Genomic DNA, 20,147 nt, shown 5'->3' with positions numbered 1-20,147 from the left:
GCCTGGGCCGGTGACCCGGCCCGGCGAGGTGTGCCGCCCGCGGGCCCGGCCGACCTCCTTCAGGCGATCGCGCGGCCGTGGGCCCGCAGGGTCCGGAGCGCTTCGATCGTTGCGATCGGGCGCGCCTCCAAGGCCGTGCCCGGGGCCCACTGCCGCCAGGTGATCGGCCATCCGCCGTCGTCCTGCTGGCCGGCGGCCAGGTGGTCGAGGGAGCGCGCCATCTCCTCGTCCGTGAACCAGCGGCGGGCCAGCGAATCCGGCACGCGCGCGTAGTCGTACGGGAAGTGGTGCTCGTCCGGCGCGTACCCCGGCGCGACCGGGAACTCGTCGAGCCGCCCGGGATCCAGGGCCGCGAGGCCCTGCTCCCGCACCAGACGCCCCAGCCGGTCGGCCACCGCCTGCGCGCGTGACCGGTCGGGGACCCCGTCCAGGAAGGCGACGGCGGCCTCGATCTCGTACGGATGCGATTTCTCCAGCGACTCGACCGCCGACCAGCAGAACTCGGTCGCCCGGAACAGCCAGGCGTGCCAGACCTGGTTGCGGTGGAGCAGCCCGACCACCGGGCCCGTGGACAGCAGCGCGCTCGGCGGGTCGTCGACGACCGGCACGAACGGCGCGCTGGGATAGCCCCGCTGCGACGGGTGGATCGCCGGCAGCGCCCCGTCGAGCGTGGACACCTCGGTGAGGTAGCGGCAGATCCGTTCGACCCGCAGCCCGCCGCAGCGGCCGATGGAGTCCAGGACCCGCAGCGCGTGCCCGGTGTGCAGCGGCTGGCTCACCGGACCGCGCAGATCCGGTTCGAGCGCGTGGCCGTAGCCGCCGTCCTCGTTGAGGTACGCCGCGAGCGCGACCTCGACGGGTTCCGCGCCGCCGCGGAGGAAGTGGTACGCGAACCGGCGCTGTTCGAGCACGCGGGCCGTCAGCCAGACGAACTGTTCGGCGCGCGCGAGCGGCGTGTGGTGCGGAGCCGCGAGAGGAGTTCCAGCCATGGTCCGACCGTAGGCCGCCCAAGGCGTGTGACAAGGCATACCGGCCCGGCTGCACTCTTGGGGGCGGGATACTGGGGTCATGCGGTTGACGATTTTCTGGGAGCGGATGGCGGACCACTTCGGTGGCTCCTACGCCGAGTCCTTCGCGCGGGACCATGTGATGTCCGAACTGGGCGGACGTACGGTGCATGAGGCACTGGACGCCGGCTGGGAGGCGAAGGACGTGTGGCGGGCGGTCTGCGCGGCCATGGACGTACCCGCGGACAAACGCTGACGTGCTCCGGCGGCGAGGGAATGTCCGCGCGGTGAGCGAGACTGGCGGGGTGGCTCCGACAGACGAAACCGACGCGACCGGCAGGACGACCCCCGAAGGGACCTTCAACCGGGGCGTGACCGGAAGACCTCCGAAGGCGCGTTCGGCCGAGGACAGTTCCTCCGCGGCATCCGGCGACGAGTCGTCCTGGGACGTATCGGCGAAGAAGAACACCGGCACGACGGCGTCGACGGGGCAGACCGCGTCCACGCCGTCCGAGTCCGCGCCCGAGCCCGCCACCGCGACCGCGGGTGGAGCGGGGGCCGGGGGCGGAGCGGGTACCCCGGGGGCGGGCACGACCGCTCCGGCAGCCCGGATGCCCCGCTGGCTGCCGCGGGCCCTGGTACTGGCCCTCGCGCTCTACGCCTGCTTCCAGCTGGGCAGCTGGGCCTTCCACCAGCTCGTCGGGCTCCTCGTCAACATCCTGGTCGCCTTCTTCCTGGCCCTCGCCATCGAACCGGCCGTCGGGCGGATGGCCGCCCGTGGCATGCGGCGAGGACTCGCCACGTTCCTCGTGTCCCTCGCCGTCCTCGTGTTCGGCGTCGGATTCGTCGTCCTGCTGGGCTCCATGCTCGCGGGCCAGATCGTCGACATGGTCGAGAACTTCCCGAAGTACCTCGACTCGCTCATCAACTGGACCAACCAGCACTTCCACACGGAGCTGTCCCGGGTCGAGGTGCAGGACAGCCTGCTGCGCTCGGACTGGCTGCAGAAGTACGTGCAGAACAGCGCCGCCGGTGTCCTGGATGTCTCCGCCACCCTCCTCGGGGGGCTGTTCAAGCTCCTGACGATCTTCCTCTTCGCGTTCTACTTCGCGGCCGACGGGCCCCGGCTGCGCCGCGCGCTGTGCTCCGTCCTGCCGCCGGCCAAGCAGACCGAGGTGCTGCGGGCCTGGGAGATCGCCGTCGACAAGACCGGCGGTTATCTGTACTCGCGAGGCCTGATGGCGCTGATCTCCGGCGTGGCGCACTTCGTGCTCTTCGAGATCCTGGACGTGCCGTACGCGCCCGCGCTCGCCGTGTGGGTCGGCCTGGTGTCGCAGTTCATCCCGACCATCGGCACGTACCTCGCGGGTGCGCTGCCGATGCTGATCGCCTTCACCGTCGACCCCTGGTACGCGCTGTGGGTGCTGATCTTCGTCGTGATCTACCAGCAGTTCGAGAACTACATCCTCCAGCCGAAGCTGACGTCCAAGACCGTCGACATCCATCCGGCGGTGGCCTTCGGATCGGTGATCGCGGGAACGGCGCTGCTCGGGGCCGTCGGCGCGCTGATCGCGATTCCGGCGATCGCCACGCTCCAGGCCTTCCTCGGCGCCTACGTGAAGCGGTACGCCGTGACCGACGACCCGCGCGTCCACGGCCACAGGCGGTACGGGGAGGCCGTCGTGGCCCGGCTGCAGAAGGCGCTGCACCACAAGAAGAAGCAGGGCCAGGCGTCGTCGGAGGAGGACGACACCTGACCCTGCCCGCCCGCGGGTGACGCGCGTGGCCGCCAGCGTGTACCCGCACTACCCGCGCGCGCCCACTCGCGTGTACGCGCGCGTGCCCCCCGTCAGTGGCGCTCCAGCTGCACCTTCGGCAGGATCCGCTCCAGCGGGGCCGGGAGCCACCACGCGCGCCGCCCGAGCAGCTGCATGACCGCGGGCACGATCAGACAGCGGATGACCACCGCGTCCAGCAGGATCGCCACGGCGAGGCCGAGGCCGAACTGCTGGAGCATCCGGTCGGGGCTGAGGACGAAGGCCGAGAACACCACGATCATGATCGCCGCCGCGGCCGTGATGACCTTGCCCGTCGCCGCGAGGCCCTCCCGTACCGCGCCCTGCGGGTCCTTCGTGCGCTCCCACTCCTCGTGGATCCGGGAGAGCAGGAAGACCTCGTAGTCCATCGAGAGTCCGAAGACGATCGCGAAGATCATCACGGGGATGAACACCTCGATCGGGCCGGGCTGCACGCCGAACCAGCCGTGCTGGAAGACCAGGGTGATCACCCCCAGTGCCGCTCCGATGCTCACCAGGTTGAGCAGCGCCGCCTTGACCGGGATGAGTACGGACCGGAAGACGAGGAGCAGCAGCAGCGCGGAGAGTCCGACGACGATCGCGACGAAGAGCGGCATCCGGTCCGCGACGGTGGCGGCGAAGTCCTCGGTCGCCGCCGTCGGTCCACCGACCAGCAGATCGGCGCCCGTCGACCGCTCCACCGGCGGCAGGACGTCGGACCGCAGCCGGTCGACGAGCTCCGACGTCGCCTCGGCCTGGGGAGCCGACTCGGGGAAGGCGATGACGGTCGAGACAGCGCCGTCCTTCGTCGGGATGGGCCCGCTCGCCGCCGCGATGCCCGCCGTGTTCTCCAGGGCCTGGAGCAGGGCGTCCGCGGCCCGCTCGCCGCCGCCGTCCGCGACCACGATCAGCGGTCCGTTGAAGCCCGGTCCGAAACCCTCGGCCAGCAGGTCGTACGCCTGCCTGCTGGACTTCGCCGGGGCGTCGTTGCCCGCGTCGGCGAAGCCGAGCCGCATGTCGAGTGCGGGCGCGGCGAGCGCGCCGAGCGCCGCGAGCGAGACCAGTAGCGCCGCCCACGGACGCCTCTGCACCGCCGTCGCCCAGCCGCGCCAGCGGGCGCCCTCCTCGCGCGTCGCCTTCGCGGCGCGCTTGGCGACCTGCCGCTGGATGCGCCGGCCGAAGATCCCGAGCAGCGCCGGGAGCAGGGTGAGCGAGGCGGCCATCGTGACGAGGACGGTCAGGGCGACGGCGAGCGCCACGCCCTGGAGCGAGCCCAGTCCGAGCGCGACCAGACCCATCAGCGCGATGATCACCGTGCAGCCCGCGAAGAAGACCGTGCGCCCCGCCGCGTCCAGTGCGGTCCGGGCCGCCCGCTCGGGCTCCGCGCCGTGCAGCAGCTCGCCGCGGTAGCGGGAGAAGATCAGCAGCGCGTAGTCGATGCCGACGCCGAGGCCGACCAGCATCATGATCGGCGGGGTGAAGTCCGCGACGTCCGCGAGGTGTGAGGCGAGGGCGATCAGCCCGATCGAGCTGCCGACGGCGAAGATCGCGGTGACCACCGGCAGGCTCGCCGCGACCAGGGAGCCGAAGAGGAACACCAGGATCACCAGCGCCCCCAGCATGCCCGCGCCCTCGGCCGCTCCGCCGCCTCCCTCCTCGGCGCCGCGTGCCGCGTCACCGCCGACGGCGGCGCTCAGCCCGTCGCCCTGCGCCGCCCGTACGGTGTCGATGATCCTCAGGACCTCGGTGCGGTCGGTGTTCTCCGCCGCATCGTCGAGGGTGACGGTCGCGTAGCCGACCGTTCCGTCCTCGGAGACCGCCGCCTTCTCCTCGTACGGACCGCGCACGTCCGTCACGCCCGGGAGACCCCCGACCGTGTCGAGCAGTCCCTCCACGCGCGCGTGGACGGTCTCTTCGCGGACTCCCCGCTCGTCCTTGACGACGATCTGCAGGGTGGCGTCCGTGGCCTGGGCGGATCCGTGCCGCTCCAGGACCGTCCGTGCGGTCTGGGAATCGGTACCGGGCAGAGAGAAGTCGTTGTGGTACGCGCTGCCGACGGCCGTCGAGGCGCCGGTCGCGGCGACCACGACCACGATCCACAGCAGCACGGCGGACCAGCGGTGGCGGTACGAGAAGGTGGCCAGGCGCTCGAAGACGCTGCCCCGCCGGGTCGGCGGCTGCGGCGGACTCGCCGGGTTCGTCGTGGGATCGGTGTCCCGCGCGGTCGTCATGATCGTTTCTCCTTCTGGGAGTTACAGGTACGAGGGACGGGTCACCCGGTGCCGGAACGTGCGCCAGGTCCACGCCTGGGCGGCGACGATGAGCGGGGTGACGACGAGCAGTGCGGGGACGAGCAGCGCGAGCGTGGCGCCGTCGGCGGCCCGCTCGGTCAGCGGAAGGGCGATCCCGGCGAGAAGCGGAAGAGCCCCGAGGAGGACCGCGGTGAGGGCGAAGGACTGCCAGGGGCCGGTCCGCCCCACCAGCAGCCGGGCGCGTTCGTACGGCTGCCCCGTCAGCCGGAGTGTGGCGAAGCCGAGCCCGTGCGCAGCGAACAGGGCGGCCACGGCAAGGGCGACGAGGATCGCGGTGGGGCCGGTGGCTCGCTCGTACGGCAGGCCGGTCAGCGGCGCGGCGAGCAGCCACCCCCACGCCAGCGCGACCGTCCAGCTGCCGCACACCACCGCCCCGTCGCAGACCGCCCGCCAGCGTGGTCCCGGCCCGCGACCGCGCGACCACAGCCCGACGTCACGGACGATCCAACCGGTCAGGAGGGGTACGACCACCGCGAACTGGCCGGACAGCAGCTCCCCTTCGAGGTCGGGGAAGCAGCCGACGAGGACGCCCGCGGTGGCGATCAGCCACACCTCGTTGCCGAGGAAGAAGGGCGCGAAGGAGGTGATGACCAGGCGGCGCTCGTGGTCGGTGCGGCCGAGGTACGGGGTGAGCATTCCGGTCCCGATGTCGGCGCCCGCGAGCACGAAGTAGCCGGTGGCGAAGAAGGCGAGCAGGGCGATGGCGAGGGTTTCCACGGCCGGGCTCCTCAGTAGCTGGTGGCGGGCAGGGAGTCGGCGGGGTTCTCGCGGCCGTCCCGGTCGTCGTGGCCGAGGCCGGAGTCGACCGGGCCCCTGCGGGCGTGGCGGGCGAGCAGCCAGGCGTTGAGGACGACGAGCAGGCCGAAGAGGGTGGTGAAGACGATCAGGGAGGCGCGCATGGCGCCGGGGGAGAGGTCGGAGACCGCGTCCTCGGTCTTCAGCAGCCCGTACACGACCCAGGGCTGACGGCCCGCCTCCCGGAACACCCAGCCGCTGATCATCGCGAGATAGGGCAGCGGCACGGCGGCCATCAGGGCCAGATGCCAGAGGCGGAAGCGGAAGACGACGGTCTTGAAGCAGGCGAGGATCACGCCGGCGAAGGTGAAGTACATCATCAGGGCGAAGCAGAGGAGCATGACCAGACCGCCGCCTCGGGTCCACGCCTCGGAGGGGACGTAGTCGCCCGGGCCGAAGCGGGCGACCATGTCCGCCTGGATCTGCGCTATTTCGGCGGTCTTCTGGCTGAATACGGCAGATTTCATGGGCTGCAGGGTGCTCAGCGCAGCCAACTGGACGCCTCCGAAGACCGCCGTGACCATCAGCGCGGGGAAGGAGAGGAAGACCCCGATCCGCAGGCTCCGGCCGAAGAACTCCCACTCGGGCGACCGCCGGAACAGGTGGTACGCGCTGACGCCGGCCACGAAGAACCCGGCCGTGAGCAGCGCCCCGGCGAGGATGTGGCCGAAGGCGAGGAGCGCCGAGGGGTTGGTCAGTACGGCGATCGGATCGTCCAGGACGAGCTTGCCGCCCTCGGTCCGGTACCCGACCGGGTTGTTGAGGAAGCCGTTGGAGACGAGGATCCAGTACGCCGAGAGGTATGCGGTCAGCGTGACGATCCAGATCGTCGCGAGATGGACCCAGCGGTTGAAGCGATGCCAGCCGAAGATCCACAGACCGAGGAAGGTCGACTCGACGAAGAACGCCACGATCGTCTCGACCGCGAGCGAGGCGCCGAAGACGTTGCCCGCGTAGTGCGTCAGCCCGCTCCAGCTCATCCCGAACTGGAACTCCATCACGATGCCCGTGACGATTCCGACCGCGTAATTGATCACGTACAGCTGGCCCCAGTAGCGGACCATGCGCGCGTGCAGGGGCTTCCGCCCGATCGTCGCCACCGTCTGGACGACGGCGACCACGGTCGCGAGGCCCAGGGTCAGGGCGACGAAGAGGAAGTGGCCGCCCGCCGTGAGGGCGAACTGCAGCCGGGCGAGATCGAGGACGTCTGGATTCACGCTGCCAGCGTCGGCGTACGGCTACGGGCGCCGCGTCGCCCGGCGGTGGTCAGTGGGCGTACCCCCTCGGTTGCGCCGCCCCACGCGCGCGTACCCCAGGAGTTGCGCCCACGCGCGTGTGCCCCCTAGGGGACACCGCCGGGTGTCACCCCATCCAGCCGGGTGTGATCATCCCCGACTCGTACGCGAGGATCACCAGCTGCGCCCGGTCGCGTACGTCCAGCTTGGTCATGATCCGGCTGACATGTGTCTTGGCGGTGGCCGGGGACAGGACGAGGCGCCGGGCGATCTCGTCGTTGGACAGACCCGCTCCCACCAGGCCCATCACCTCGCGTTCCCGCTCCGTGAGGGCGTTCAGGCGCGGGCTGGGGTCCGGCTGCCTGGAGCGGCCGGCGAACTCCGCGATCAGACGGCGGGTGACCGCCGGGGCGATCAGCGCGTCGCCGCGGGCCACCACCCGTACGCCGTGGAGCAGTTCCATCGGCTCGGTGTCCTTCACGAGGAAGCCGCTCGCCCCGGCGCGCAGCGCGCCGTAGACGTAGTCGTCGACGTCGAAGGTGGTCAGGATGACCACCCGGACGCCTTCGAGCCGGGCGTCGGCGGTGATCCGGCGGGTGGCCTCCAGACCGTCGAGCCCCGGCATCCTGATGTCCATCAGGACCACGTCCGGGCGCAGTTCGCGGGCGAGGGTGATCGCCTGCTCGCCGTCCGCGGCCTCCCCGACCACCTCGATGTCGTCCTCGTCGGCCAGGATCGAGCGGAACCCGGCCCGGACCAGTGTCTGGTCGTCGGCGAGTACGACGCGGATCATCGGGGGTCCCCCTCGGACGTGGTGGTCGTGGACGCGGGTGCGCCGATCGGCAGCCGGGCGTCGACCCGGAAGCCCTCGGTGGTGCTGTGTGCGGTCAGTTCGCCGCCGAACGCCCGGGCGCGTTCGGCCATGCCCCGGATGCCGCTGCCCAGCGGCCGCTCCTCCGGAGCGCCCTCGCCGTCGTCCTCGATCCGCAGGCGCAGCTCGTCCGCCCGCCAGTCGAGCGTGACCGTGGCCGTACGCGCACCGGAGTGCCGGGTCACATTGGTCAGTGACTCCTGCACGATCCGGTACGCGGCGAGATCGACAGGAGGCGCCAGCGGTACGGGGGTGCCCGTCAGCTCCGTGCGGACGTCGAGGCCCGTGCCCCTGGCCCGCTCCACCAGATCCCCCAGCAGGGCGAGACCGGAGGTCGGCCCGGTCGGCGCGGCCTCGTCGGCCTGGCGCAGCACCCCGAGAGTGGCGCGCAGCTCGCGCAGCGCGTCCTTGCTGGTGGCCTTCACCGCTTCGAGGGCCTCCTCGGCGGCGGCCAGCGCGACCTCCGGCTCCGGCTTCTTGCTCAGCCGGTGCAGCACGGCCCCCGACTGCACGTTGATCAGCGAGATGCTGTGGCCCAGCACGTCGTGCAGCTCCCGGGCGATCCGCAGCCGCTCCGCCGTGGCGCTCTGCAGGGCCCGCGCCTCCTGCTCCCGCTCGGCGGCGTGCGCCCGCTGCTCCACTTCGTGGAGATAGGCGAGCCGGGTCCGCTGGGCGCGGCCCACGGCGACGAGGCTGATCAGCCAGCCGGCCAGCATCGCGAGAGAGGTGTCGTCGATCTGCCGGCGGCCCGCGTCCTGCCGGATCTCGCCGAGCCCGACGGCGAGCAGCGTGACCGAGGCGAGCGCGACGGCGGCGACGAACCGGCCCTCCGCCGCCGTGGTGTACAGCGCGAGGGCGAAGGTGATCATCAGCGGACCGTCCTGGGCCGACAGCGGGTAGTAGACCGCGCAGGCGAGGAGGGTGACGGCGGCGACGACGACGGGCGCCCGCCGCCGGAAGCAGAGCGCCCCGCAGCCGACCGCGATCAGCGCCCACGCCGCGACCGTACGGCCGACGGGCTCGCCTTCGTACCCCGCGGACAGCAGCGTCCAGACGGCCACGACGAGGGCCACGACGAGCGCCACGACGGCATCGGCGACCCGCGGGGACATGCGGCCGCCACGGTCGCGGAAGGGGAGGGCCATGCCAGGAAGGATAGGGGGGCGTGGGACGGCGGGCGCCCGTCGACCGGTGACCGCGGGCCCGCGTGGTGCGCTTGACACCAAAATCGAACATCCATTCTTATGGGATTCCGGCCCTTGGAATCGCGGGGATGTGGGCGAGTTATCCACAGGTCGGAGGGACGCCGGGGCCCATTGTCAGTGGCAGGGGTTAGCGTCTTTCACATGAAGCGATCGACTCAAGCAAACCGGGTGGAACCCATGGCAGGTACCGACCGCGAGAAGGCCCTCGAAGCCGCGCTCGCGCAGATTGAACGGCAATTCGGCAAGGGTGCCGTGATGCGCATGGGCGACCGCACCCAGGAGCCGATCGAGGTGATCTCCACCGGCTCGACCGCCCTCGACGTCGCGCTCGGCGTCGGCGGACTGCCCCGCGGCCGTGTCGTGGAGATCTACGGCCCGGAGTCCTCCGGTAAGACGACCCTGACGCTGCACGCCGTGGCGAACGCCCAGAAGGCCGGCGGTCAGGTCGCCTTCGTCGACGCCGAGCACGCCCTCGACCCCGAGTACGCGAAGAAGCTCGGTGTCGACATCGACAACCTCATCCTGTCCCAGCCGGACAACGGTGAGCAGGCCCTCGAGATCGTCGACATGCTGGTCCGCTCCGGCGCCCTCGACCTCATCGTCATCGACTCCGTCGCCGCGCTCGTCCCGCGGGCGGAGATCGAGGGCGAGATGGGCGACTCGCACGTGGGTCTCCAGGCCCGTCTGATGAGCCAGGCGCTTCGGAAGATCACCAGCGCGCTCAACCAGTCCAAGACCACCGCGATCTTCATCAACCAGCTCCGCGAGAAGATCGGCGTGATGTTCGGCTCGCCGGAGACCACGACCGGTGGCCGTGCCCTGAAGTTCTACGCCTCGGTGCGCCTCGACATCCGCCGTATCGAGACCCTCAAGGACGGCACGGACGCGGTCGGCAACCGGACCCGCGTCAAGGTCGTCAAGAACAAGGTCGCGCCGCCCTTCAAGCAGGCCGAGTTCGACATCCTCTACGGCCAGGGCATCAGCCGCGAGGGCGGCCTGATCGACATGGGCGTGGAGCACGGCTTCGTCCGCAAGGCCGGCGCCTGGTACACGTACGAGGGCGACCAGCTCGGCCAGGGCAAGGAGAACGCCCGCAACTTCCTGAAGGACAACCCCGACCTCGCCAACGAGATCGAGCGGAAGATCAAGGAGAAGCTGGGCGTCGGCGTCCGGCCGGGAGCCGCGACGGCCGAGGCGGGCACGGACGCCGCGGGCGCCACGGAGCCGGCCGCCGCGGACGAGGCGGCCAAGGCCGCCCCGGCGGCCAAGGCCACCAAGGCGACCAAGGCCCCGGCGGCCAAGAGCTGAGCCAGTGACCGGTCGCACCGAATGGCCGGGCGACAGCGCCGACTCGTCGAGGGCCGAGAAGGAGCTGTCGCCCCAGGATCCGGCTGAGCGGGCGCGGGCGATCTGCCTGCGCCTGCTCACCGGGACCCCCCGCACGCGCAAGCAGCTCGCCGACGCCCTGCGCAAGCGCGAGATCCCCGACGACGTCGCCGAAGAGGTCCTCTCACGCTTCGAGGACGTCGGGCTGATCGACGACGCCGCCTTCGCCGACGCGTGGGTGGAGTCCCGGCACCACGGGCGGGGACTCGCCCGCCGCGCCCTCGCCCGTGAACTGCGCACCAAGGGCGTGGACGCCTCGCTCATCCAGGAGGCGGTGGGGCAACTGGACTCCGAGCAGGAGGAGATCACCGCGCGCGAGCTCGTCGATCGCAAGCTCCGCGCCACCCGCGGCCTCGAAAGGGACCGCCGGCTGCGCCGGCTCGCGGGGATGCTGGCCCGCAAGGGCTACCCGGAGGGCATGGCCCTACGGGTCGTCCGCCAAGCCCTGGAGGCCGAGGGCGAGGACACCGACGGCTTGGACGACCCCTTCTAGCCGGGGCAGCGGCTGGAGGGGGGCGCGCGCCGTCGCCCTCGCACCCTGCTGCGTACCGGCTACGTCGTGGTGCCCGGCGGGACGACCGGCAGGCCCGCCGCCTTCCAGGCCTGGAAGCCGCCGATCACGTCCGTAGCCCGGTGCAGTCCCAGCTGCCGCAGCGAGGCCGCCGCCAGCGAGGACGCGTACCCCTCGTTGCAGAACACCAGCACCCGCAGGTCATGGCTGACCGCCTCCGGCGCGCGGTGGCTGCCCAACGGGTCGAGCCGCCACTCCAGTTCGTTGCGCTCCACGATCAGCGCGCCCGGAATCACCCCGTCCCGCTCCCGCAGCGCCGCGTACCGGGTGTCGACCAGAAGCGCGTCACCCGCCTCGTACGCCTCGTGCGCCGCGCGCGGCTCGATCCGGTCCAGGCCGGACCTGACCCGCTCGAGAAGCTCGTCGATTCCCACCCGTTCGGCCGCCTCGTACGCGCTCACTGCCAGTCCTCCGGACGCTCGACCTGCTCAAGACGGAGCACCGCTCCCGACCGGCTGAAGCGCCGGATCAGCGGGAGCGGCGGATAGTACGCGTGGACCGACACAGCGTGCGTGTCGCCGGACTCGTTGAGCACCTCATGCACATGGTGCTGCCCGAACGCACGCCCCTTGCCCGCCGGCAGCCGCCGCTCACGGTCGACGCCGTCGGCCAGTTCCAGGGTCTTCCAGCCGCCCGAAGGAAGCCGCACCGTGAGGGAGTTCTCCGTCAGAGTGCCGCGAGCCGTGGTGAACGCGCCCTGGGACTCGGCGTGGTCGTGCCACCCCGTGCCCGTGCCGGGCGGCCAGCCGATGAGCCAGGCCTCGCTGCCACCGGGGCCCTCCAGCCGCACCCAGGTCCGGCCTTCGGGGTCGAGCGGCAACGAGTCGATCAGCTCGGTGTCCGCCGCCGTCCGACGGACGAAGTCCAGAAGCTCGGCGGCGGTGGGTGCGGAGGAGGACGCGGAGGAGGGGGCGGAGGGCGCGGAGGAGGACGCGGAGGAGACGCCGGATGGCGCGGGGACATGCTGGGGCACGGAGGACCGTCCTGAGGTTCGCGGGAAAGGCGCGCGAGACGGCACACCGACCTGGTCGGCGGCGGGGTTCACGCGAAGGAGGGCGAAGTCAGCAGGACGGGCGACACACGCAGCCCGCGAAACGGAGGAGATCCATATGGACCCTCCGCCACAGGCGCACATCGGTGTCGGTCACGCTCCGGAGTACACCATGTGCGCCCGCGAGGGTCAATTGATGTCCGCGGTACGGTCGCTCTTCGCCACCGCCGAGGCGACCTCGCTGTCCGCGGGCTCCGCCTTGCCGCCCCGGGTCGCGTCCGCCGCCGCGTACAGCTCGTCGGGCCGCACCCCGGGGAACGAGGCGACCAGATGCCCATCCGGACGGACGAGCAGGACCGTGTGGGCGACGGCGCCCGGGTACGCCTCCGTGACCAGCAGCTCCGCCTTCACCGGCAGGGCCCGGACCGCCTCCACGAGCCGCGGCATCACGCCCGCGCTCATCCAGTGCCGCCGGTCCCACACACCCGTGCCGGGCGCGACGAGCACGACCAGGAGCCGCCCCCGGCCGAGCCGGTCCCGGAGCCGTACCGTCGTGCCGTCCGGCGCCGTCACACGGACGTCCTCGACCGGCGCGCCCGTACCCGTGCCCACCGCGCTCCGGGACGCCCCGGCGTCCTGGGGCGCGAGGGGGGAGTGCGGGTACGCGGGGGGCGCGCCCAGCGGTCCGCGCCCCAGGTGACCATCCGTCAGCAAGGTGTCGTGGCCACGCGAGCCACCGGGCAGATACGTCCGAAGCCCGCCACCCCCGCGCAGCACCGGCAGTGACTGGTCGGCGGCCCGCAGGCGGGAGGCGACGGCGGCCCGCCGCTCGCTCTGGTAGCTGTCGAGGAGGGTGTCCGAGGCCCCGTGGTGCCAGGCGTACGCGAGCTTCCAGGCCAGGTTGTCGGCGTCCCGCAGCCCCTCGTCGAGGCCCTGCGTCCCCACGGCGCCGAGGAGATGGGCCGCGTCACCCGCCAGGAAGACCCGGTCCACGCGCCAGCGCCGCGCGAGCCGGTGGTGCAGCGTGTGGACACCGGTGTCGATCAACTCATACGGGGGTGTCTCCCCGCCGCACCAGCCGGCCAGGGTCTCGCGGATCTTGGACACGAGCGCGTCCGGGGTGACGAGATCGCCCCGCGGCGGCAGCAGCCAGTCGATCCGCCAGACCCCGTCCGGCAGCGGGCGGGCCGTGACCTCCTCGCCGCCTCCCCGCCATGGCGGCTGGCGGTGGAGCAGGGCCTCGCCCGGCCAGGGGAGTTCCACGCGCAGCGCGGCCACCGCGTGCCGCTCCACCGCCGTACGCCCGGGAAAGCGGATCGAGAGCAGTTTGCGCACCGTGGAGCGGGCGCCGTCGCAACCGACCAGATGGCTGCCGCGCCACCACGTCCCGTTGGCGCCGCTGCCGGGGCCACGGGTGTGCGCCGTGACACCGCTCGCGTCCTGCTCGATCGTGTCGAGGCGGGCGTCGCCGACGACCTGGATCAGCTCCTGCCCGGCGATCGCGTCGCGCAGACCCCGGGCGAGGGCGTGCTGGGGAATGTGGAGCGGAGCCGCCGGGCTCTCGTCGTCACCCTCCGTACCGCCGAGACCGAGACTCAGTTCGATGTGCCTCATCTGTTGCTTGCGACGCAGAGAGCGCCAGCCGACCCAGCGGACCCCCTCGTCACGCAGAGTGGCGCAGCCCAGCCGCTCCACCATCGCGGCCATGTCGGCCCGCAGCACGACGGTTCGGGCGGGCCGCGGTTCCTCCTTGCCGGGGCCCTCGTCGAGCACGACGGTGGGCACACCCTGCGAGGCCAGGGCAAGGGAGAGCGCGAGGCCCACGGGCCCCGCGCCGACGATGATCACCGGGTCCACGGCGCGGCTCCTGAAGGCCGTTCGGTCATGCGGGTAGCACAGCGAAGTGTGGCGCGAGCCCGGTGCGTGATCACAGAACGTATGCAACCCATTGCGGGTGCTTGCGTCAAGCGACAGGGGCAGCGGCGCGACCGCCACTGCCCCCGGATGATGTCACATACTGTCAGTTCTTCGTGATACCGGTCCCGTCGGCCCCGTCGCCGCGGTGCGACCCGTCTCCGCCGGGCGCCACACCGTCGAAGCCTCCCGGGGCCTCGGTGCGGGTCGGCGGGATCAGCACGGCCTCGTTGCCCTGGGCGACCCCTGTCACGCCGGCTTCGGAGACGGCGATCCCCGTCTTCGCACGGCGCCCCCGCTTCTCGATCCACGTGGCGAGCGCCGAGAGCGCCAGACACAGCGCGATGTAGATGGCGCCGAAGACCACGATGGTGGAGACGTACGGGTACTGGCCGTTGACCTGCGTGTTGGAGGCGATCAGACGGGCCGAGTAGAGCAGCTCGGGGTAGAGGATGACGAAGCCGAGCGAGGTGTCCTTCAGGGTGACCACCAGCTGGCTGATGATCGTCGGCAGCATCGCCCGGACGGCCTGCGGCATCAGGACGGTCGTCATGACCTGGGTCTTGCTCATGCCCAGGGCGTACGCGGCCTCGCTCTGCCCCCTGGGCACGGCGTTCACGCCGGCGCGCAGGACCTCGGCCTGGACACAGCCGTTGTAGATCGACAGGCCGATGGCCAGGGCCCACATCGAGTAGTCGGTGAGGAAGGCGACCCAGACGGCGTAGATCGTGATCAGCAGCGGGATCGAGCGGAACAGCTCGATGAAGCCGGTGGCCACCACGCGGACCGGCGCGTGGTCGGAGAGCCGGGCGACGGCGAGCAGCACACCGAGCACGAGCGAGCCGACCGCCGCGAGGCCGAAGGCCTTGAGGGTGGCGAGGAGGGCGTCGGCGATGTTCTGCCGGATGCCCGCGTAGTTGAAGATGTCCCACATCGCGGGGTCGAGATGCCCCTTGTCGGCCAGCCGGAGCACGCTCACGGCGAGCAGCGCGACGATGGCGACGGTGCCCACGACGGCGAAGATCCGGTTGCGGACACGCGCCTTGGGGCCCGGGGAGTCGTAGAGAACGCTGGCACTCATCGGGCGACCTCCATGCGGCGCTCAAGGAGACGGAAGATCCCGCTGATGGTGAAGGTGACGACCAGGTACGCGGCGGCCACCCAGGCGAAGATGGGGCCGATGGCGTAGCCCTGCTCGCTCATCAGCGTCTGCCAGCCGAAGAGCTCGGTGACGCTGAAGGCTCCCGCGATGGCCGAGTTCTTGGTGAGCGCGATGAAGATCGAGCTCAGCGGCGGCAGTACGGTCCGGGTGGCCTGCGGCAGCACGATCATCCGGAGGGTCTGCGAGAAGGTCATGCCCAGCGAGCGGGCGGCCTCCGCCTGACCGAGCGGGACCGTGTTGATGCCGGAGCGGACGGCCTCGCAGATGAACGCGGAGGTGTAGAAGCCGAGCGCCAGCGAGCCGAGCACGAAGGGGCTCATGCCCGGGAACAGGATCTCGGGGATGACGAAGAACGAGACGAGGAAGAGCAGCGTCAGCGGGGTGTTGCGCAGGAGCGTGACCCAGGCGGTCCCGAAGAAGCGCAGCGGCGGGACGGGCGAGACCCGGAAGCCGGCGACGACGACGCCGAGGACCAGCGCGATGAGCGAGCTGACGGCGGTGATCGACACGGTTCCTATGAAGCCGTCGCGGAACTCCGGGAAATGGTCGAGCAGTACGTTCATGAGGTCTCCGCGTCGGCTGTCAGCGGCTTACGGGCAGGAGGAGCGGCGCCCCGTACTCCCGTACGGGGCGCTCGACTTCAGGCGAAGGATCAGTAGCGGACGAGCGCCGGCGGCTCGACGTACGCGGAGCCCGAGAGACCCAGGGTCGCCTCGTAGATCTTCTTGTACGTGCCGTCCTTGATGTGCGCGTCGAGGATGTCGCTGATCTTGTCGCGCAGGACCTTGTCGTCCTTGTTCATGCCGACGCCGTAGGGCTCCTCGGTGAAGGGCTTGCCCACGACCTTGAGCTTGCCGGCGTTGGCGGCGGCGTAGCCCTTGAGGATCGCGTCGTCGGTGGTGACCGCGTCGACCTGCTTGGTGAGCAGCTGCTGCACGCAGTCGGAGTACTTCGCCAGCTCGGTGGTCTGGGCGCCGTACTGGGGCTTCTTGATCTCCTGCAGCGGGGTCGAGCCCGTGATGGAGCAGACCTTCTTGCCCTTGAGGGTCTCCGGACCGGTGATCGCGGTCTCGTCCTTGCGGACCAGGAGGTCGGCGCCGGCCTTGTAGTACGGACCCGCGAAGCCGACCTGCGCCTTGCGCTTGTCGTTGATCGTGTACGTACCGACGTAGTAGTCGACCTGGCCCGTGGAGATCGCCGTCTCACGGAGCTTGGAGTCGACGGTCTTCCACTCGATCTTGTCCTCGGTGAAGCCGAGGTCGGCCGCGATCATCTTCGCGATCTCGATGTCGAAGCCGGACCGCTCCTTGGTGGCCTGGTCCTCGAAGCCGAGGTACGGCTGGTCGGCCTTGGAGCCGATGATCAGCTTGCCGCGCTTCTGCGCCTCCTTGAAGGTGGGCGACTCCAGCTTCACATCGGTGGCGACGATGTACTTGGGGAGCTGGGGGGCGCTCGAGTCGCCGGGCTTCACGGCGGGCTTGTCGCCGGCGGAGCCCTCCTTGCCACCACAGGCGGTCGCGGTGAGCGCGAGAACGGCGACGGCCACGGCCGCGGACTTGCGGAGCTTCATGGTGAACATCCCTTGGTTCGTGGGTTGTTGGTCGGCAGGGTGAATCATGCGGGCTGACCGTCGTCAGTGGTGCAGGATTTTCGAGAGGAAGTCCTTCGCCCGGTCGCTTCGAGGGTTGCTGAAGAACTGGTCGGGCGTGGCCTGTTCGACGATCTTGCCGTCCGCCATGAACACCACGCGGTTGGCGGCGGAACGCGCGAAACCCATCTCATGGGTGACGACGACCATCGTCATGCCGTCACGCGCCAGCTGCTGCATGACCTCGAGAACCTCGTTGATCATCTCGGGGTCGAGGGCCGACGTCGGCTCGTCGAACAGCATGACCTTCGGGTCCATCGCCAGCGCCCGCGCGATCGCGACACGCTGCTGCTGACCTCCGGAGAGCTGCGCCGGGTACTTGTCCGCCTGGGTGCCGACACCCACGCGGTCCAGCAGGGCGCGGGCCTTTGCCTCGGCGGCGCCCTTCGTGCTCTTGCGGACCTTGATCTGACCCAGCATCACGTTCTCGAGCACGGTCTTGTGCGCGAAGAGATTGAAGGACTGGAACACCATGCCGACGTCGGCGCGCAGCCGGGCCAGCTCCTTGCCCTCCTGGGGCAGCGGCCGGCTGTCGATCGTGATGGTGCCGGAGTCGATCGTCTCCAGGCGGTTGATGGTGCGGCACAGTGTGGACTTACCGGAACCCGAAGGCCCGATGACGACCACGACTTCGCCCCGGGCGATCGTCAGGTCGATGTCCTGGAGCACATGCAACGCGCCGAAGTGCTTGTTCACGTTGGACAGCACGACCAGGTCGCCCGCCGCCGCAACGGCGTCTTCCGAGCCCTTGGTCACTGACACTCCGCTCATCGGCTTTTTGCTCCGTCCTCCTCGGTTGGGGAGGACACTAGGCACGCGGTGCGACGAGCGTCATTACATCTGAGCGGAAATTGAGGATAACGATACGGCCTCGACCGGACACACTGCGTGAACGGGGCACGCGACGGCGTACCGGGTGCATAACAGAAACCCCCTCGTCACAGGGGGACACTTGACTGTGACACCGACCATCGGCGTTCATGCCCTGGTACACCGATAGCCATCACGCGATCACGAAGCCACCGGAGGGGGGCCATGAGACTCCTGCTCGTCGAAGACGACGATCATGTCGCCGCGGCCCTGTCCGCCGTACTGGCGAAGCACGGGTTCGCGGTCACCCACGCCCGGAACGGCGAGGAGGCGCTCCAGGCGGTGCTGCCCGCCGCGCACGGCGAGCGCCCCTCGTACGGTGTGATCCTGCTCGACCTCGGTCTGCCCGACCAGGACGGCTACCAGGTCTGCGGCCGGATCCGTAAGCTCACCGCGACCCCCGTGATCATGGTGACCGCGCGTGCCGACGTACGGTCCCGGATACACGGCCTCAACCTCGGGGCCGACGACTACGTGGTCAAGCCGTACGACACCGGGGAGCTGCTCGCCCGGATCCACGCCGTCAGCCGCCGCAACGCGGGCGGCGACGAGGCCGGTTCGGCCGGCGACGACGCGGCGCTGCGGCTCGGCTCCGTCGTCATCGAGCTCCCCACCCGCCGCGTCAGCGTGGACGGCACGCCCGTCCAGCTCACCCGCAAGGAGTTCGACCTGCTGGCCCTGCTCGCCCAGCGGCCCGGGGTGGTGTTCCGGCGCGAGCAGATCATCAGCGAGGTCTGGCGCACCAACTGGGAGGGGACCGGCCGCACGCTCGAGGTGCATGTCGCCTCGCTGCGCTCCAAGCTGGCCATGCCCGCCCTCATCGAGACCGTGCGCGGCGTCGGCTACCGCCTGGTCGCCCCGGCCGCGTAGCCGCCCGGGCCCCGCGTGCGCACACGTCTCCTCCCGCTTCTCCTCGTCCTGATGGCCGGGGTGCTGCTCGCCCTCGGCTTCCCGCTCGCCGCGAGCCTCGCCGCGGCCGAGCAACAGCGCGTGGTCGTCGACCGGCTCGACGACGCGGCGCGGTTCGCCGCGCTCGCCCAGTTCGTCAGCGAGTCCGAACCCACGGTCGACGAGCGCCGCACCACCCTCAGGGGTGAACTCGCCAGCTATCACGACGTGTACGGCATCAGGACCGGCATCTTCTACCGCGACAACCGGGCGATGGCCGCCGCGCCCGAGGACTGGGTCGTCCCGTACGAGGGCGAGGGCCGCCGCGCCTTCAACGAGGCGCTGCTCGGACGCCGCAGCCATGACCCGCCGCAGGTGTGGCCGTGGCAGTCGCACGCCCGCCTCACGATCGCCTCTCCGGTCGTACGGGACGGTGACGTCGTCGCCGTCGTGGTGACCGACTCGCCCACCGGACAGCTGCGTTCCCGCATACTGAGCGGCTGGCTGATCATCGCGGCGGGGGAGTCGGCCGCGATGCTTCTCGCCGTCGGAGCCGCCTTCCGGCTCACCGGCTGGGTGCTGCGGCCCGTCCGCGTCCTGGACGCGGTCACCCATGACATCGCCACCGGCCGGATGAAGTCCCGGGTCGCCGCGGCCGGCGGACCGCCCGAACTGCGCCGTCTGGCCCGCTCGTTCAACGAGATGGCCGACAACGTCGAGGACGTCCTGGAACAGCAGCGGGCCTTCGTCGCCGACGCCTCGCACCAGCTGCGCAACCCGCTCTCGGCGCTGCTGCTCCGTATCGAGCTGCTCGCCCTGGAGCTCCCCGAGGGCAATGAGGAGATCGCCTCCGTCCGCACCGAGGGCAAGCGGCTCGCCCAGGTCCTCGACGATCTGCTGGGCCTCGCGCTCGCCGAGCACGCCGCCGCCGACCTGCGGCTCACCGACATCGGCGCGCTCGCGGCCGAGCGGGTGGCCGCGTGGCGTCCGCTCGCCGAGGAGAAGGGCGTACGGCTGGAGGGCGAGCGCCGGGCGGTGACGGCCTGGGCGGACCCGGTGGCCCTCTCCAGCGCGCTCGACGCGGTGATCGACAACGCGCTGAAGTTCACCCCGGAAGGGGAGGAGGTCACGGTCGCCGTGGCGTCCGAGGGCGACAGTTGCACGGTCGTGGTGGCGGACGCGGGGCCGGGACTCACGCCGGAGGAGCTCGACCGGGTCGGCGACCGCTTCTGGCGCAGCAACCGCCACCAGAACATCAAGGGCTCGGGGCTCGGTCTCTCGATCGCCCAGGTCCTGCTCGCGGCGGGCGGCGGCTCGGTCGCCTACGCGCCGAACGAGCCGCACGGGCTGCGCGTGACGGTCACGGTGCCGAGGACGGGGCCGCAGGGGCGCTGAGGGTGGTCGGCGGGTGCTTGGCGGGGGTACGTGTCGGCCGCTCGGGGGGCCGTGGGGCTGCGGCGGGCGTTCGGTGGCTGTGGCTGTGGCTGTGGCTGTGG

Annotated in this window: 20 protein-coding genes; 6 read left to right on the top strand and 14 right to left on the bottom strand. The window is 71.1% G+C overall.

Features of this window, described 5'->3' with window-relative positions; translation table 11 throughout:
* Positions 1-59 precede the first annotated feature (59 nt).
* Positions 60-989 carry a hypothetical protein gene (locus tag ACFY8U_RS27865; RefSeq protein ID WP_389574977.1) on the bottom strand — a complete coding sequence of 310 codons (930 nt, stop codon included), beginning with the start codon at positions 987-989 and terminating at the stop codon, positions 60-62.
* Positions 990-1,068: 79 nt separating this feature from the next.
* Between ACFY8U_RS27865 and ACFY8U_RS27860 the strand changes: the two genes are divergently transcribed.
* Positions 1,069-1,263, top strand: a complete 195-nt coding sequence (locus ACFY8U_RS27860; RefSeq protein ID WP_361441542.1) for a DUF3046 domain-containing protein — start codon at positions 1,069-1,071, stop codon at positions 1,261-1,263.
* Positions 1,264-1,618: 355 nt separating this feature from the next.
* On the top strand, positions 1,619-2,764 hold the full coding sequence (locus ACFY8U_RS27855; protein WP_389575046.1) for an AI-2E family transporter: 1,146 nt from the start codon (positions 1,619-1,621) through the stop codon (positions 2,762-2,764).
* A 92-nt stretch (positions 2,765-2,856) separates the two neighbouring features.
* Here the strand turns inward: ACFY8U_RS27855 and ACFY8U_RS27850 are convergent, their stop codons facing one another.
* The 5 genes from ACFY8U_RS27850 to ACFY8U_RS27830 all read right to left on the bottom strand — a co-directional run bounded on the left by ACFY8U_RS27850 (position 2,857) and on the right by ACFY8U_RS27830 (position 9,161).
* Positions 2,857-5,034 carry an MMPL family transporter gene (locus tag ACFY8U_RS27850; protein ID WP_389574974.1) on the bottom strand — a complete coding sequence of 726 codons (2,178 nt, stop codon included), beginning with the start codon at positions 5,032-5,034 and terminating at the stop codon, positions 2,857-2,859.
* Between the two features lie 21 nt (positions 5,035-5,055).
* Positions 5,056-5,832, bottom strand: a complete 777-nt coding sequence (locus tag ACFY8U_RS27845) for a cytochrome d ubiquinol oxidase subunit II (RefSeq protein WP_389574971.1) — start codon at positions 5,830-5,832, stop codon at positions 5,056-5,058.
* Positions 5,833-5,843: 11 nt separating this feature from the next.
* Entirely contained in the window at positions 5,844-7,127 is a 1,284-nt protein-coding gene (locus tag ACFY8U_RS27840; RefSeq protein ID WP_389574968.1) for a cytochrome ubiquinol oxidase subunit I, read from the bottom strand.
* 145 nt (positions 7,128-7,272) lie between these two features.
* Positions 7,273-7,938: a response regulator gene (locus tag ACFY8U_RS27835; RefSeq protein WP_389574965.1), complete on the bottom strand. Its 666-nt coding sequence runs from the start codon at positions 7,936-7,938 to the stop codon at positions 7,273-7,275.
* Complete coding sequence (locus ACFY8U_RS27830) at positions 7,935-9,161, bottom strand: sensor histidine kinase (protein ID WP_361603910.1); 1,227 nt, start codon at positions 9,159-9,161, stop codon at positions 7,935-7,937. Before ACFY8U_RS27830 ends, ACFY8U_RS27835 begins: the two co-directional genes overlap by 4 nt.
* 228 nt (positions 9,162-9,389) lie before the next feature.
* On the opposite strand from ACFY8U_RS27830, the gene recA reads away from it, so the two are divergent.
* Together recA and recX are read left to right on the top strand one after the other, a co-directional pair.
* Positions 9,390-10,529 carry a recombinase RecA gene (gene recA, locus ACFY8U_RS27825; RefSeq protein WP_389575044.1) on the top strand — a complete coding sequence of 380 codons (1,140 nt, stop codon included), beginning with the start codon at positions 9,390-9,392 and terminating at the stop codon, positions 10,527-10,529.
* Positions 10,530-10,533: 4 nt separating this feature from the next.
* Positions 10,534-11,100: a recombination regulator RecX gene (recX, locus tag ACFY8U_RS27820; RefSeq protein ID WP_389574962.1), complete on the top strand. Its 567-nt coding sequence runs from the start codon at positions 10,534-10,536 to the stop codon at positions 11,098-11,100.
* 59 nt (positions 11,101-11,159) lie between these two features.
* On the opposite strand, the gene ACFY8U_RS27815 is transcribed toward recX, so the two are convergent.
* The 8 genes from ACFY8U_RS27815 to ACFY8U_RS27780 all read right to left on the bottom strand — a co-directional run bounded on the left by ACFY8U_RS27815 (position 11,160) and on the right by ACFY8U_RS27780 (position 17,664).
* Positions 11,160-11,579 (bottom strand): rhodanese-like domain-containing protein, encoded by a 420-nt coding sequence (locus ACFY8U_RS27815; RefSeq protein WP_389574960.1) that lies wholly within the window; start codon positions 11,577-11,579, stop codon positions 11,160-11,162.
* Complete coding sequence (locus tag ACFY8U_RS27810; RefSeq protein ID WP_389574957.1) at positions 11,576-12,151, bottom strand: cysteine dioxygenase; 576 nt, start codon at positions 12,149-12,151, stop codon at positions 11,576-11,578. The genes ACFY8U_RS27815 and ACFY8U_RS27810 overlap by 4 nt, the downstream gene beginning before the upstream one ends.
* Positions 12,152-12,239: 88 nt before the next feature.
* Positions 12,240-12,311 (bottom strand): putative leader peptide, encoded by a 72-nt coding sequence (locus ACFY8U_RS27805; protein WP_315893453.1) that lies wholly within the window; start codon positions 12,309-12,311, stop codon positions 12,240-12,242.
* A gap of 47 nt (positions 12,312-12,358) precedes the next feature.
* Positions 12,359-14,026, bottom strand: a complete 1,668-nt coding sequence (locus ACFY8U_RS27800; protein ID WP_389574955.1) for an FAD-dependent monooxygenase — start codon at positions 14,024-14,026, stop codon at positions 12,359-12,361.
* 163 nt (positions 14,027-14,189) lie between these two features.
* On the bottom strand, positions 14,190-15,164 hold the full coding sequence (locus ACFY8U_RS27795; protein ID WP_389574952.1) for an amino acid ABC transporter permease: 975 nt from the start codon (positions 15,162-15,164) through the stop codon (positions 14,190-14,192).
* Positions 15,161-15,808: an amino acid ABC transporter permease gene (locus tag ACFY8U_RS27790; RefSeq protein ID WP_389574949.1), complete on the bottom strand. Its 648-nt coding sequence runs from the start codon at positions 15,806-15,808 to the stop codon at positions 15,161-15,163. Before ACFY8U_RS27790 ends, ACFY8U_RS27795 begins: the two co-directional genes overlap by 4 nt.
* 89 nt (positions 15,809-15,897) lie before the next feature.
* Positions 15,898-16,815, bottom strand: coding sequence for a glutamate ABC transporter substrate-binding protein (locus ACFY8U_RS27785; RefSeq protein ID WP_361441577.1), 918 nt, complete (start codon positions 16,813-16,815; stop codon positions 15,898-15,900).
* Positions 16,816-16,878: 63 nt separating this feature from the next.
* Complete coding sequence (locus tag ACFY8U_RS27780) at positions 16,879-17,664, bottom strand: amino acid ABC transporter ATP-binding protein (RefSeq protein WP_361441580.1); 786 nt, start codon at positions 17,662-17,664, stop codon at positions 16,879-16,881.
* 264 nt (positions 17,665-17,928) lie between these two features.
* Here ACFY8U_RS27780 and ACFY8U_RS27775 point away from each other — a divergent pair, with 264 nt between their 5' ends.
* Positions 17,929-18,633, top strand: coding sequence for a response regulator transcription factor (locus ACFY8U_RS27775; RefSeq protein WP_361441583.1), 705 nt, complete (start codon positions 17,929-17,931; stop codon positions 18,631-18,633).
* Between the two features lie 15 nt (positions 18,634-18,648).
* Positions 18,649-20,046, top strand: a complete 1,398-nt coding sequence (locus tag ACFY8U_RS27770) for a sensor histidine kinase (RefSeq protein ID WP_389574944.1) — start codon at positions 18,649-18,651, stop codon at positions 20,044-20,046.
* The last annotated feature ends 101 nt before the right edge of the window (positions 20,047-20,147 follow it).

It is taken from the genome of Streptomyces sp. NPDC012508 (assembly GCF_042902595.1).
Lineage (GTDB): Bacteria > Actinomycetota > Actinomycetes > Streptomycetales > Streptomycetaceae > Streptomyces.
This window is presented reverse-complemented; position numbering and strand designations above follow the sequence as displayed.

Excerpts from the sequence above, each read along its gene's own strand:
- ACFY8U_RS27865 (WP_389574977.1), bottom strand. The coding sequence starts at position 989 with ATGGCTGGAACTCCTCTCGCGGCTCCGCACCACACGCCGCTCGCGCGC.
- ACFY8U_RS27860 (WP_361441542.1), top strand. The coding sequence starts at position 1,069 with ATGCGGTTGACGATTTTCTGGGAGCGGATGGCGGACCACTTCGGTGGC.
- ACFY8U_RS27855 (WP_389575046.1), top strand. The coding sequence starts at position 1,619 with ATGCCCCGCTGGCTGCCGCGGGCCCTGGTACTGGCCCTCGCGCTCTAC.
- ACFY8U_RS27850 (WP_389574974.1), bottom strand. The coding sequence starts at position 5,034 with ATGACGACCGCGCGGGACACCGATCCCACGACGAACCCGGCGAGTCCG.
- ACFY8U_RS27835 (WP_389574965.1), bottom strand. The coding sequence starts at position 7,938 with ATGATCCGCGTCGTACTCGCCGACGACCAGACACTGGTCCGGGCCGGG.
- ACFY8U_RS27830 (WP_361603910.1), bottom strand. The coding sequence starts at position 9,161 with ATGGCCCTCCCCTTCCGCGACCGTGGCGGCCGCATGTCCCCGCGGGTC.
- ACFY8U_RS27795 (WP_389574952.1), bottom strand. The coding sequence starts at position 15,164 with ATGAGTGCCAGCGTTCTCTACGACTCCCCGGGCCCCAAGGCGCGTGTC.
- ACFY8U_RS27790 (WP_389574949.1), bottom strand. The coding sequence starts at position 15,808 with ATGAACGTACTGCTCGACCATTTCCCGGAGTTCCGCGACGGCTTCATA.
- ACFY8U_RS27785 (WP_361441577.1), bottom strand. The coding sequence starts at position 16,815 with ATGAAGCTCCGCAAGTCCGCGGCCGTGGCCGTCGCCGTTCTCGCGCTC.
- ACFY8U_RS27780 (WP_361441580.1), bottom strand. The coding sequence starts at position 17,664 with ATGAGCGGAGTGTCAGTGACCAAGGGCTCGGAAGACGCCGTTGCGGCG.
- ACFY8U_RS27775 (WP_361441583.1), top strand. The coding sequence starts at position 17,929 with ATGAGACTCCTGCTCGTCGAAGACGACGATCATGTCGCCGCGGCCCTG.